This window comes from Castellaniella sp., from assembly GCF_034674885.1.
Taxonomy (GTDB): domain Bacteria; phylum Pseudomonadota; class Gammaproteobacteria; order Burkholderiales; family Burkholderiaceae_B; genus Castellaniella.
Genome location: NZ_JAUCDS010000014.1, coordinates 46,017 through 57,761, shown reverse-complemented (window position 1 = coordinate 57,761; position 11,745 = coordinate 46,017). Strand labels below are relative to the sequence as shown.

The window sequence follows — 11,745 nt, the reverse complement described above, 5'->3', positions numbered from 1 at the left end:
AGATGGGTGTCCTTTAAAATACACGATTTCCATCCTGATTCTACAGGGCTCGCGTGACGCGCACCCTGTCCGCCAACCACTGCCATGACCGTTTCCACCCCGCGCCCCGTGCGCACGCGCTTTGCGCCTTCACCCACCGGATACCTGCATCTGGGCGGCGCCCGGACCGCTCTATTTTCCTGGGCCTACGCACGCCACTTCGGCGGCACGTTCGTGCTGCGCATCGAGGACACGGACCTGGAACGCTCCACGCCGGAGGCCGTGCAGGCCATCCTGGACGGCATGCAATGGCTGAACCTGCAGCCCGACGAGGGCCCCTTCTACCAGATGCAGCGCATGGACCGCTACCGCCAGGTCATCACCGACATGCTGGCCCAGGGCTCCGCCTATCCCTGCTACAGCACTCCGGCCGAAGTCGAAGCCATGCGCGAACGCGCCCGTGCCATCGGCGCCAAACCGCGCTACGACGGCACCTGGCGCCCGGAGCCGGGCAAGACCCTGCCGCCCATCCCCGCCGGCGTCCAGCCGGTGGTGCGCTTTCGCAGCCCCCAGGAAGGCGTCACGACCTGGGACGACCTGGTCAAAGGCCCCATCAGCTTTGACAACAGCGAACTCGACGATCTGGTGATCGCCCGGCCCGACGGCACCCCGACCTATAACTTCTGTGTGGTGGTCGACGACTGGGACATGCAGATCAGCCACGTCATCCGGGGCGACGATCACGTCAACAACACGCCGCGCCAGATCACGATCCTGCAGGCGCTGGGGGCGGAGCCTCCCCGCTACGGCCACGTGCCGATGATCCTGGGCCCGGACGGCGAGAAACTGTCGAAGCGCCACGGAGCGGTCAGCGTCATGGAATACGACCGGCTGGGCTACCTGCCGGAAGCCATGGTCAATTACCTGGCACGCCTGGGCTGGAGCCACGGCAACGACGAACTGTTCACCCGCGAACAATTCGTGGAATGGTTCGACCCGCGCCACCTCAGCCGCTCGGCAGCGCAATGGGATCCCAAGAAACTGAACTGGGTCAACGCCCATGCCCTGCGCCAGCTGGACCCGGCCGATCTGGCCGAACGCGTGGCCCCGCGCATCGTGCAAAGGGGCGGCAAGCCCCAGGGCGCCGATCTGCCGGCCATCATGGCCCTGCTGCGCGACCGCAGCGAAACCCTGGAAGACCTGGCCGAGGGCGCTCTGCTGTTCTGCGGCCCCTACGTGCCGGCCGACGCGGCCCTACGAGCGGAAGTGCTGGATGACGCCGCCCTGGGTCTGCTGCGGGCATTCCAGGCACAGGCCCAGGGCCTGGACAACTGGAATGAAACCGAGCTGGACGCCGTGATCAAGGCGGTCCTGAAGGCCGAGGGCGTGAAAATGCCAAAGCTGGCCATCCCGCTGCGGGTGGCCGTGACGGGCCAGAAACACACGCCATCGATCGGCGCGGTGCTGACCCTGCTGGGGCGCGCCACCGTGTTGGCGCGCCTGGAAGCCAGTCTGGCCGGCTGAAATCCCGCCGATCAGAAGGGCAGGCGATAGCCCGGCGACATGCGCCGGGCTCGCACGGGGCCCTGCGGACCCTGCAAGCGCAATTCCGTCGCATTGGACAGGACGACGCGATAGCGGTTCGAGTAGATCGGGTCGTTCAGGTTCACGGGCACGCCGTTGGATTCCAGGGTACGCAGCACCAATGTGTCGCGATCGCGCGACCAGCAGCCGGATTCCTCCAGCCCCTGGGATGGCGCACGCGGGCGCTTGATCTGTTCCACATAGGTCATGGTGCCATCCGGATTCAGGGTATACAGGGTGCGCAAGGCGCCTGCCACCCCTTTCTGGGCCGCCACTGACAGCCAGTTGCCCACCAGCGTGTCGCCCGCAGCCGCCGGCGTGCAGGCCGGCGCCGCAGCAGGCGTCGAGGGCGCCGTAGCCGGTTTGGTAGGTGCGCAGCCAGCCAGCACCCCCAGGACGGCCGCGCCGGCAGCCGCCATCGAAAGACGAATGAATCGCATTGCTTGATTCCTGTTCATGACAATTGTCATCCAATACCCCCGGCAAAGGCAGGGGCGATCCCGACAGAACCCACCGCCCGGCCTACAATTTTCACACCCCTGCGAGGTCTGCGGGAAAACAACCATTCTACTGACATGAGCCATTCCGTACTTGTCACTTTGCATCTGTTTGCCGCCATCATGTTCGTGGGGACGGTATTCTTCGAAGTCCTGATCCTGGAAGGCATCCGCCAGCCATTGGGCCGGGAAGCAATGCGCAACGTGGAAATGGCCATCGGACGCCGCGCCCGGCGCATCATGCCGTTCGTCATGATCGTCCTGTTCGGCGCCGGCCTGGGCATGGCCTGGCAATTCCGTGACGCGCTGGCGCAGCCCTTCGGCAGCCATTTCGCCACCCTGCTGTGGATCAAGATCATCCTGGCCTTCAGCGTGCTGGGCCACTTCATTTTCGCCATGACCATGAGCGGCACGGGCCGGCTGAAATCGCGCCATTTCAAGATCATCCACCTGAGCGTGTTCTGCCACGTGGTCCTGATCGTCTTTCTGGCCAAGGCCATGTTTTATCTTTGAGTCTCGGCGATCCGGAAAGAAACGCGACTTTTTCGAGACAAAGCGCAATCCGATGGCCGGGTAAAGGCCGGCAGGCGCCAATAGTGCTTGGAAGCCCACAGTCCTTACGTTAGACTTGAACGCGTGTGATATTCATGATATTGCACGCCTGCGCCATTTGAGATGGGCCGCACCTGACGTGGGGGTCATATCAAATGGGTGGACGTTTCCTTTTGCCTTAAGGAGCCCGACAATGGCAACCGCCAAGAAAGCCGCAGCCACACCCGCAAAACCCGCCCCTGCAAAATCCGCCGCCCCCAAAAAGGCAGCCCCCAAGGCCGCTGCAAAGCCGGCTGCAGCAAAACCTGCCGCCAGCACCAAGGCTGCCCCTAAAAAAGCAGCACCCGCTGCCAAAAAGGCCGCAGCAGTGAAACCCGCTGCAAAAACCACCGCCGCCAAAAAGGCCGCCCCGGCCGCCAAAAAACCGGCTGCGGCAAAGACGTCCACTGCAAAAGCCGCTGCCTCTGTGAAAAAGGCCGCGACCAAGGCTCCGGCCACCAAGGCCGCCGCCACGAAGAAACCGGCTGCAAGCAAAACTGCGGCGAAACCGGCGGCCGCAAAAAAGACGGCTGCCAAACCTGCCGCCAAGACCGCTGCCAAACCGGCGGCCGCAAAATCCACCGTGAAAAAGCCGGCTGCGGCAAAAGCCACTGCAGCGAAAAAACCCGCCGCGACTGCCAGCAAAACCACGGCTGCAAAAAAACCGGCCGTGAAAAAAGCGGTCGCCGCCAAGGCTCCTGCCGCCAAAAAGACAGCCGCCGTGAAACCCGCAGCCAAGGCCCCCGCCAAAAAGGCACCGGCCAAGGCCGCCGCCAAAGCCCCGGCCACCAAGGCAGCAGCAGCAAAGAAACCCGCAGCCAGCAAAACCGCTGCGGTGAAAAAGGCGGCCAGCAAGCCCAGTACCCCAGCACCTGCTGCCCGTGCCGACACCAATCCGGGGGGCAACTGGCCGTTTCCCCTGAACAACCGCCCATAAGCCGGGCAGCGGGATGCCCCAGATGCGGCAAGGCAACTTGCCGCATCTTTTACGCTAATGCGACAATGGCCTACTTCATGCCATCTGTGAGCACCGCATGGTCCGCGACATCCTGCTTTTCCTGATTGATATCGTCTTTTCGCTCTTTGGCATCGCCCTGATCCTCAGGGCATGGATTTTCGCGATCCGCCTGCACCCGTTCAATCCCTATTCCCAGGCCATCCTGCGCGTCACCGACTGGCTGGTGCAGCCCATCCGGCGCGTCGTGCCCGTCAGCGGGCGTTTCGACTGGCCCAGCATCCTGGCCTGCTGGATCACGGCCATGGTCTACCTGCTGCTGACCTGGCTGATCGCCATGGGCGGCCTGCTGCCCCCGGCATCGGCCATCGGCGCGGTCCTGCTGACCGGGCTGCTGGTAGGCCTGAAATGGCTGTTCAATGTGATCGTGTGGGTGACGCTGATCCAGGCCGTGCTGTCCTGGATCAATCCGCTGTCACCGGTCATGCCGGTGCTCTATACCCTGACGGCGCCGCTGCTGGACCCGATCCGCCGGGTCCTGCCCCGCATGGGGGGGCTGGATCTGTCACCGCTGGTCTTGCTGGTGGTGGCCCAGATCGTGATGATGATTCTGAACCACCTGGCGTTTTCCACGTTCGGCGTGTGACGCCGATGGATTACATGGGCACGACGCGGGTCGGACCACCGCCACTGATGACCTGCACGCGCTGACCCGAACTCAGCGCGATGTCGTTGGCCTGGGCAATGACACGGGTTTCGCCGTTGTCCAGGCGCACGGTGATTTCCAGGCCCTGGGTCTTGTTGACCTGGTTTTCGACGGCATTGCCCGCCAGGCCGCCCAGCAACGCACCACCGATGGACGTCAGGATCTGGCCGCGGCCGCCACCGATGGTGCTGCCGGCCACGCCACCCAGCGCGCCGCCAGCCAATGCCCCGACGCCCGAAGACTTGTCGGATTGAATGACCACCGGGCGCACGGACACGACCGTGCCATACCGCACGATCTGTTCCTGCTGGGCCTGGCCATAGGTATAGACCGAACCGGAAGCAGATTGATTGGCACAACCCGCCAGCACCAGCGCGGACAGCGAAATCCCCGCGACGGCCGTCAGGCGCACCGCGCGGGAAGAAAGAGAAGACATGCGGATCGCCATGATAGGACTCCCGTAATAGCAAACAAAGAAGGATCAGGCGAAGCTCGCATCGACCCCATAGTGCCGATGCAGCGCCGCCGCGATTTGATCGCGAGACGGACTGTGATTCTGCGGACCTTGACTGACAATTTTAAAGCCGCCCATCACGTTCGCCAAACAGCAGGCATCCCGCAGCGGCCAATCGTTGACCAGGCCGTACAGCAGGCCGGCGCGGTGGGCATCGCCACAGCCGGTCGGGTCCACGATCTGGCTGACCGGCACCGGGGCGATATCGATCTGCGCTCCCTGGGCATACAGCGTAGCGCCGTCGCCTCCCCTGGTGATCACGGCCGCCTGCAGGCCAGAGGCAATCGCCGCGATGGGCTGCCCCATGCGGTCCTCGATGACGCTGGCCTCGTAGTCGTTGGCCGTCAGGATGCTGGCCATCGTCAGCATGCGTCGCAGGTCGTCGCCATCGAACAGCGGCATGGCCTGGCCGAGATCGAAAATGAACGGGATTCCGGCGGCATGCAGTCGCTGGGCGTGGGCGAACATGCCGTCCTTTGAATCGGGCGACACAATGGCCCAGCGGGCCGCGCGCCCAGTCAGGTCGTTTTCTGCCGAGCGCAGCATGGCGCCTGGATGGAAGGACGCGATCTGGCTGTTGTCCTGGTCGGTGGTGATATAGCACTGCGCGGTATAGGTATCCGGCAGCACCCGCACCAGGCTGGAGTCGATCTGCAGATCGCGCAGGCGCTGCAGGTATTCTTCGGCATCCTGGCCCACGGTACCCACCGGCACGGGATGCCCGCCCAGCAGCTTCAGGTTGTACGCAATGTTCCCGGCGCAGCCACCGAATTCCTTGCGCAGCGTCGGCACGAAAAAGGATACGCTCAGGGACTTGAGACTATCCGGCAGAATGTGGTCGCGAAAGCGGCCTTCGAACACCGCAATGGTGTCAAACGCCATCGAGCCACAGATCAGCACATCCTGTGTGGGGGTCATGAATACATTCCTCAGGGGTAGAACAGATCCAGCTGGTAGCCGTTGATCCGCAGGCCGCTGAGCGTCAGCGGGACCTGGACCAGCACCTCGCCGCCAGCGGCAAAAGGGCGTTGGGCAGCGTCGGCCCCCAGATATTCGGCGGGGGACAGATTGCGCCGCACCAGCAGCGTGCCGGCCGCGTCTTTCAGGTCCAGCACGATGGTCGGCCATTCCTGCGCGCGTTCGGACTGATTGCGCAGCGTCGCCTGCAGGATGAAATGCTGGTCGGGCACGGCGGCATCGGGCCCTGTCGCCTGGACAGGCGGTACTCCCGACACCGGCGCCGCGTCCTGAACCTTCAGGGCCGACCCTGTGATCGCCAGCCGTGCCAGATCCCGGGCATAAGGCACCTGGCAGCGCAAGGGCACGCAGGCCTGCTCCAGCCAGGGCCGGGCGGCCGGAACGGCCTGCGCCAGCTGGGCGCGATACACATAAATCAGTTGCGCCCCCATCAGAATCACCAGCACCAGCAACGCAAGGCGGGCCAACAGGCGGGCGATCCCCGCCCCCCAGGAGGGCGCATCGTCGGCCCGCAACAGAGGCGCGGCCGTGCCGCCCTGGGTGCGATGACCAGGCCGCGCCTCGACGACAAAGGATTCCGCAGGAGCCACTGCACCGGCCTGCGGATCGACCCAGAACTCGTCTTCTCCGGCCCGGCCATCTGCGCCGACATCGGCGTCGAAGGCGGGCTGGCTGCGCCCGGAACGAAACACCTGTGGTGGCTCGTCGTCGGGCTCGTCATGCGCGCCAGTGCCGATCGCCGACCGGATATGCACGACCGGTTCGCGAGGCTCACCAGCAGCCGGACCAGCGGACGGCAGGCTGGCGCCCGAGGTGTCGGAGACGACCTCGGCATAGCCGTCGAAGATATGCGAACACTGGACGCAGCGGATATAGCCCTTGCGCAACTGCAAGTCCGGCAGACTGGCCTCGAATACCGTCCCGCATCGCGGACAACGTGTGGTCAGGTCCATGCCCCGGCCTCCCGTTGATCAGGCTTTGCGGCCGGCCAGACAGACCCAGCCGTCACGCGCCGCCCATACGTCCAGGGCCATCCAGGGCGCATAGGCCTGGGCGACCTCGTCGGCCTGGCGTTCGAGCACGCCGGACAGGACCAGCCAGCCCCCCGGCGCGACCCGGGACGACAGCATGGGCGCAAGGACCTTCAAGGGATTGGACAGGATATTGGCCACCACGACCTGGCTGGCACCAGCGGGCAGGTCGTCGGGCAGGCAGGCATGCACCTGCACCCGATTGACGGCTGCATTCTGCGTCGTCGACAGGACCGCCTGGTCGTCGATGTCCACGCCAGTCGTCGCCCCGGCCCCCAGCAGGCGGGCGGCGATGGCCAAGATACCCGAGCCGCAGCCATAATCCAGCACGGTCTCGCCGCGCTGCAGGTGAGTGGCCAGCCATTCCAGGCACAGATGGGTGGTGGGATGGCTGCCCGTGCCAAAGGCCAGCCCCGGATCGAGTTCGATGCGCACGATCCCGTCCTGGGGATTGCCGGCCGGCAGGTCGGTGTCTTCGCGATGCCAGCTGGGCACGATCCAGATGCGTTCGCCCACCGTGATGGGGCCGAACTGCGACTGGGTCAGGCGCACCCAATCGGCGTCGGGCACGTCGCGCAATATACAGTCCGCCACCGCCGGAACCGGGCCGGCCAAGCCGTCCAGCGCCGCCAGCAGCTGGGAGGGATCGTCGCCGTCGGCCAGCAGGGCCACCAGGCGGTTGCGCTGCCAGGCCTGAGTTTCGGGCTCGGTGCCCGGTTCGCCGAAAAGCGCCTGCTCCTGATCGGTATCGCCATCGGCATCCTCGACGGATACCGACAGGGCACCGGCTTCCAACAGCGCATCCGACCAGGCTTCGGCCTGGTCATGTCTGCAGCTGAGCACCAATTCACGCATGCCTGGACCCTATGACCGCTGGGCCAGTTTGTGTTCGAGGTAATGGATGCTGGTGCCGCCCTTGATGAAATTTTCGTCCTGCAGCAGTTCGCGGTGCAGGGGAATATTGGTGCGGATCCCTTCGACGATCATTTCCGACAGGGCGATGTCCATGCGCATCAAGGCCTGATGACGGTCGTCGCCATAGCTGATGAGCTTGGCCACCATCGAATCGTAGTACGGCGGCACCGTATAGCCGGTGAAGACGTGCGAATCCATGCGGATCCCCGGGCCGCCCGGCACGTGCCAGTTGGTGACCTTGCCGGGGCTGGGCGTGAATTTGTGCGGGTCTTCTGCGTTGATGCGGCATTCCATGGCATGCCCGCGCAGGTGGATGTCGCGCTGGCGCAGCGTGAATTTTTCGCGGGCGGCGATGCGGATCTGCCACTGGACAAGATCCAGCCCCGTGATCATTTCGGTCACGGTGTGTTCGACCTGGATGCGGGTATTCATCTCGATGAAGAAGAATTCCCCATTTTCGTACAGGAATTCAAAGGTGCCCGCGCCGCGATAGCGCATCTGGCGGCAGGCCTCGGCGCAACGTTCGCCGATGCGCTCGATCAGGGCGCGGTCGATGCCCGGGGCGGGGGCTTCCTCGATGACCTTCTGGTGGCGGCGCTGCATGGAGCAATCGCGTTCGCCCAGCCAGACGGCCTTGCCCTCGCCATCGGCCAATATCTGGATCTCGATGTGGCGCGGGTTTTCCAGGTATTTTTCCAGGTAGACCTCGGGGTTGTTGAACGCAACCCCGGCCTCGGTGCGCGTCATGGCGACCGCATTGATCAGCGCCCCGGCCTCGTAGACGACACGCATGCCGCGCCCGCCGCCGCCGCCTGCTGCCTTGATGATCACGGGATAGCCGACTTCTTCGGCGACCCGCTGGATCTCGGCCGGATCGTCGGACAGCGCGCCGCCCGAGCCCGGCACCACCGGTACGCCGGCAGCGATCATGGCCTGCTTCGCGCTGACCTTGTCGCCCATGACGCGGATGCTTTCGGGACGCGGGCCGATGAAGACGAAGCCGCTTTTTTCCACGCGATCCGCGAAGTCGGCGTTTTCCGCCAGGAAACCGTAGCCGGGGTGAATGGCCTCGGCGTCCGTGACCTCGGCCGCCGAAATCAGGGCCGGCATGTTCAGGTAGCTGTCGCGCGGCGATGCGGGCCCGATGCACACGGACTCGTCGGCCAGGCGGACGTATTTGGCCTCGCGGTCGGCCTCGGAGTGCACCACCACGGTCTTGATGCCCATCTCGCGGCAGGCGCGCTGGATCCGCAGGGCGATTTCCCCGCGATTGGCAATCAGTATCTTTTCAAACATGGCTTAGGCAATGATGAACAGAGGTTGGCCGTATTCGACGGGCTCGCCATTTTCAACCAGGATTTCCTTGATCACGCCGGACTTGTCCGCCTCGATCTCATTGAGGAGTTTCATGGCCTCGATGATGCACAGCGGGTCGCCTTCCTTGACGGTCTGGCCGACTTCGACGAAAGCCGGGGAATTCGGGTTGGGCGCGCGATAGAAGGTGCCGACCATGGGGGCCTTGACGGCGTGCCCCTGGGGCGCCGCAGCCGGTGCGGCGGCGGCCGGCGCAGCGGCCGGTGCGGCAGCCACCACCTGGGCGGCCATCGGAGCCGGCGCCGGCGCGACCACCGGGGTCTGGGAGAACTTGACGATACGGACCTTGCCTTCGCCCTCGGTGATTTCGAGTTCGGCAATCCCCGAATCGGCCACCAGGTCGATCAGCGTTTTCAGTTTTCTGAGATCCATGAGAAATGATTCCTGTGTACTGGCCTGTACCGGTAGGCCATTCATGACGAAATACGGGCGGCAGAAACAAATACGCCGTCGGTCCGCCCCGTTCTGACAGGGAAATCCACGACGGCCACATCTGACGTGACGCCCAGGGGTCTGCTGAAAAAAGGGGCAGCCACAACCTGAGCGCATCAGCCCTTAAAGCGCCTTTTTACGCTAAAGCCGTCGATTTGTCCATTAAATGAGGGGCAGAGACGTCTTCCGTCGATTAAATTGAAACCTAAAGTATCTTCGTAATGCGAGCCTGCAGGTCATCCGGTTTGAGTTCGCCCACGACCCTGGAGCTTTCGTGCCCCTGCCGATCGAACAGGACCGTGAAAGGCAGGCCACCGCCCTTATTGCCCAATTCGCGCATCAAGGGGATGCCCTGTGTACCCGTCAGCAGCAGGGGATAGGACACGGGCACCTTGTCCAGGAAACGCAGCACGTTGGCGCGGGTATCGACGGCCAGCCCCAGCACGGTCAGATCGGGGTGCTGATGATGCAGGGATTCGAGCAGCGGCATTTCGCGCACGCAGGGCGCGCACCAGCTGGCCCAGAAGTTCATCACCAGCGGCCGGCCGACGTAGGCGGACAAGGCCTGACTGGCGCCCTGCAGGTCATCGAAGGAACGACCGAACACTGGATCAGCCGGCAGCATCGCTGCGTTGACCGCGCCACCGCCCGCCGCCAGGCCTAGCAAAACCCCCGAGGCCGTGCGCAAAAACAAGCGCCTGTCCATGAAATCACCCACTGCGAAATGTGTTGCCGGGTCATCATAGCATTGGGCCCTACAATACAGCCCGGAGGATACGATGCACGTACATATACTCGGAATCTGCGGCACATTCATGGGCGGCCTGGCCCTGATTGCCCGCTCGGCGGGCCACCGGGTCACCGGCTGCGATGCCGGCGTCTACCCCCCCATGAGCACACAGCTGCGCGAACAGGGGATCGATCTGGTCGAGGGCTTCGATGCCGATCAGATCGGGCTGGGCGCGGACCTGTACATCATCGGCAACGTCGTCAGCCGGGGCAATCCGCTGATGGAAGCCATTCTGGACCGGGGCCTGCCCTATATATCCGGCCCGCAATGGCTGGCGGAACACATCCTGCCCGGCCAGCACGTACTGGCGGTGGCGGGCACGCACGGCAAAACCACCACCAGCGCCCTGCTGGCCTGGATCTTCGAGCACGCCGGCCAACCTGCGAACTTCCTGATCGGCGGGGTGGCGCCCGACCTGCAGGTCTCGGCGCGCTATCAGGCGCAGCAGCCCTTTTTCGTCATCGAGGCCGACGAATACGACACGGCCTTCTTCGACAAGCGGTCGAAATTCGTGCACTACCGCCCGCGCACGGCCATTCTGAACAATCTGGAATTCGACCATGCCGACATCTTTCCGGACCTGGCAGCCATCGAAACCCAGTTCCATCATCTGGTGCGCACCATTCCTGCCGGCGGATGCATCATCCGCCCCGCCGCCAGCGATGCTCTGGACCGCGTGCTGGGCCGAGGCTGCTGGACGCCGGTCGAGACCTTCGGGCCGGGCGGGCTGTGGCAAGCCCTGGGCGACCTCGGCAACGACCGCCGCTGCCAGATCGTATTCGACGGGCAGGACCAGGGTTGCCTGGATTGGTCGATGGCGGGCCTGCACAACCAGTCCAACGCACTGGCTGCCATCGCCGCCGCGCACCACGCGGGCATCCCTGTGCCGGCGGCGCTGGATGCCCTGCACGCTTTCCAGGGTATCCGCCGACGGCTGGAACTGCGCGGCACAGCCCAGGGCGTGGCGGTCTACGACGATTTCGCCCACCATCCCAGCGCCATTGCCACCACCATCGACGGCCTGCGGCGGCGCATCGGTCCGGAACCGCGCATCCTGGCCGTCCTGGAACCCAGGTCGAACACCATGAAGCTCGGCACCATGGCCGCGCGCCTGCCGGAATCCCTGGCGCAGGCAGATCGCGTGTATTGCTACGGTGAAACCGCCGGCAAGCAGGCGCTGGGCTGGGACGCAGCACGCGTCCTGGCGCCGCTGGGCGAACGTCTGGCCTGGACGGGGCACGACTTGTCCGACCTGATCGACGCCTTGTGCCATGATGCGCAAGAGGACGATCATGTGCTCGTCATGAGCAATGGCGGCTTTGGCGGCATCCACCTGAAGCTGCTCGACGCGTTGAACCGGCGCATGCCCAGCATCGCCTCGAACCAGCCCCCCCACTGA

General features: G+C 64.6%; 13 protein-coding genes. 4 read left to right on the top strand and 9 right to left on the bottom strand.

Translation table 11 applies throughout. The features are described 5' to 3' along the window. Positions 1-84 precede the first annotated feature (84 nt). Positions 85-1,503, top strand: a complete 1,419-nt coding sequence (gene gltX, locus VDP74_RS09530; protein ID WP_322999392.1) for a glutamate--tRNA ligase — start codon at positions 85-87, stop codon at positions 1,501-1,503. 11 nt (positions 1,504-1,514) lie between these two features. On the opposite strand, the gene VDP74_RS09525 is transcribed toward gltX, so the two are convergent. Then, entirely contained in the window at positions 1,515-2,003 is a 489-nt protein-coding gene (locus VDP74_RS09525) for a hypothetical protein (protein WP_322999391.1), read from the bottom strand. Positions 2,004-2,138: 135 nt separating this feature from the next. Between VDP74_RS09525 and VDP74_RS09520 the strand changes: the two genes are divergently transcribed. Further along, positions 2,139-2,573 carry a hypothetical protein gene (locus tag VDP74_RS09520; protein WP_322999390.1) on the top strand — a complete coding sequence of 145 codons (435 nt, stop codon included), beginning with the start codon at positions 2,139-2,141 and terminating at the stop codon, positions 2,571-2,573. Positions 2,574-2,705: 132 nt separating this feature from the next. Here VDP74_RS09520 and VDP74_RS15310 read toward each other — a convergent pair whose 3' ends face one another. Further along, positions 2,706-3,506 carry a hypothetical protein gene (locus VDP74_RS15310; RefSeq protein WP_416232962.1) on the bottom strand — a complete coding sequence of 267 codons (801 nt, stop codon included), beginning with the start codon at positions 3,504-3,506 and terminating at the stop codon, positions 2,706-2,708. A gap of 179 nt (positions 3,507-3,685) precedes the next feature. On the opposite strand from VDP74_RS15310, the gene VDP74_RS09510 reads away from it, so the two are divergent. Then, positions 3,686-4,252, top strand: coding sequence for a YggT family protein (locus VDP74_RS09510; RefSeq protein WP_322999389.1), 567 nt, complete (start codon positions 3,686-3,688; stop codon positions 4,250-4,252). A gap of 10 nt (positions 4,253-4,262) precedes the next feature. Here VDP74_RS09510 and VDP74_RS09505 read toward each other — a convergent pair whose 3' ends face one another. The 7 genes from VDP74_RS09505 to VDP74_RS09475 form a co-directional block, all read right to left on the bottom strand. Continuing rightward, positions 4,263-4,748, bottom strand: coding sequence for a glycine zipper 2TM domain-containing protein (locus VDP74_RS09505; RefSeq protein WP_322999388.1), 486 nt, complete (start codon positions 4,746-4,748; stop codon positions 4,263-4,265). A gap of 45 nt (positions 4,749-4,793) precedes the next feature. Next, entirely contained in the window at positions 4,794-5,744 is a 951-nt protein-coding gene (locus VDP74_RS09500) for a carbohydrate kinase family protein (protein ID WP_322999387.1), read from the bottom strand. 11 nt (positions 5,745-5,755) lie between these two features. Next, positions 5,756-6,757, bottom strand: coding sequence for a zinc-ribbon and DUF3426 domain-containing protein (locus tag VDP74_RS09495; protein WP_322999386.1), 1,002 nt, complete (start codon positions 6,755-6,757; stop codon positions 5,756-5,758). Positions 6,758-6,775: 18 nt separating this feature from the next. After that, positions 6,776-7,690 carry a 50S ribosomal protein L11 methyltransferase gene (gene prmA / locus VDP74_RS09490; protein WP_322999385.1) on the bottom strand — a complete coding sequence of 305 codons (915 nt, stop codon included), beginning with the start codon at positions 7,688-7,690 and terminating at the stop codon, positions 6,776-6,778. Between the two features lie 9 nt (positions 7,691-7,699). Further along, complete coding sequence (gene accC / locus VDP74_RS09485; RefSeq protein WP_322999384.1) at positions 7,700-9,046, bottom strand: acetyl-CoA carboxylase biotin carboxylase subunit; 1,347 nt, start codon at positions 9,044-9,046, stop codon at positions 7,700-7,702. A gap of 3 nt (positions 9,047-9,049) precedes the next feature. After that, the gene (gene accB, locus VDP74_RS09480) at positions 9,050-9,496 is read right to left on the bottom strand and encodes an acetyl-CoA carboxylase biotin carboxyl carrier protein (RefSeq protein ID WP_322999383.1); all 447 of its coding nucleotides are present in this window, start codon (positions 9,494-9,496) and stop codon (positions 9,050-9,052) included. Between the two features lie 265 nt (positions 9,497-9,761). Next, positions 9,762-10,262, bottom strand: a complete 501-nt coding sequence (locus tag VDP74_RS09475; RefSeq protein ID WP_322999382.1) for a TlpA disulfide reductase family protein — start codon at positions 10,260-10,262, stop codon at positions 9,762-9,764. A 73-nt stretch (positions 10,263-10,335) separates the two neighbouring features. On the opposite strand from VDP74_RS09475, the gene mpl reads away from it, so the two are divergent. Further along, positions 10,336-11,745: a UDP-N-acetylmuramate:L-alanyl-gamma-D-glutamyl-meso-diaminopimelate ligase gene (gene mpl, locus VDP74_RS09470; RefSeq protein WP_322999381.1), complete on the top strand. Its 1,410-nt coding sequence runs from the start codon at positions 10,336-10,338 to the stop codon at positions 11,743-11,745.

Coding starts and splice junctions, on each gene's coding strand:
- gltX (WP_322999392.1), top strand. CDS start 85: ATGACCGTTTCCACCCCGCGCCCCGTGCGCACGCGCTTTGCGCCTTCA.
- VDP74_RS09525 (WP_322999391.1), bottom strand. CDS start 2,003: ATGCGATTCATTCGTCTTTCGATGGCGGCTGCCGGCGCGGCCGTCCTG.
- VDP74_RS09520 (WP_322999390.1), top strand. CDS start 2,139: ATGAGCCATTCCGTACTTGTCACTTTGCATCTGTTTGCCGCCATCATG.
- VDP74_RS09510 (WP_322999389.1), top strand. CDS start 3,686: ATGGTCCGCGACATCCTGCTTTTCCTGATTGATATCGTCTTTTCGCTC.
- VDP74_RS09505 (WP_322999388.1), bottom strand. CDS start 4,748: ATGTCTTCTCTTTCTTCCCGCGCGGTGCGCCTGACGGCCGTCGCGGGG.
- VDP74_RS09500 (WP_322999387.1), bottom strand. CDS start 5,744: ATGACCCCCACACAGGATGTGCTGATCTGTGGCTCGATGGCGTTTGAC.
- VDP74_RS09495 (WP_322999386.1), bottom strand. CDS start 6,757: ATGGACCTGACCACACGTTGTCCGCGATGCGGGACGGTATTCGAGGCC.
- prmA (WP_322999385.1), bottom strand. CDS start 7,690: ATGCGTGAATTGGTGCTCAGCTGCAGACATGACCAGGCCGAAGCCTGG.
- accC (WP_322999384.1), bottom strand. CDS start 9,046: ATGTTTGAAAAGATACTGATTGCCAATCGCGGGGAAATCGCCCTGCGG.
- accB (WP_322999383.1), bottom strand. CDS start 9,496: ATGGATCTCAGAAAACTGAAAACGCTGATCGACCTGGTGGCCGATTCG.
- VDP74_RS09475 (WP_322999382.1), bottom strand. CDS start 10,262: ATGGACAGGCGCTTGTTTTTGCGCACGGCCTCGGGGGTTTTGCTAGGC.
- mpl (WP_322999381.1), top strand. CDS start 10,336: ATGCACGTACATATACTCGGAATCTGCGGCACATTCATGGGCGGCCTG.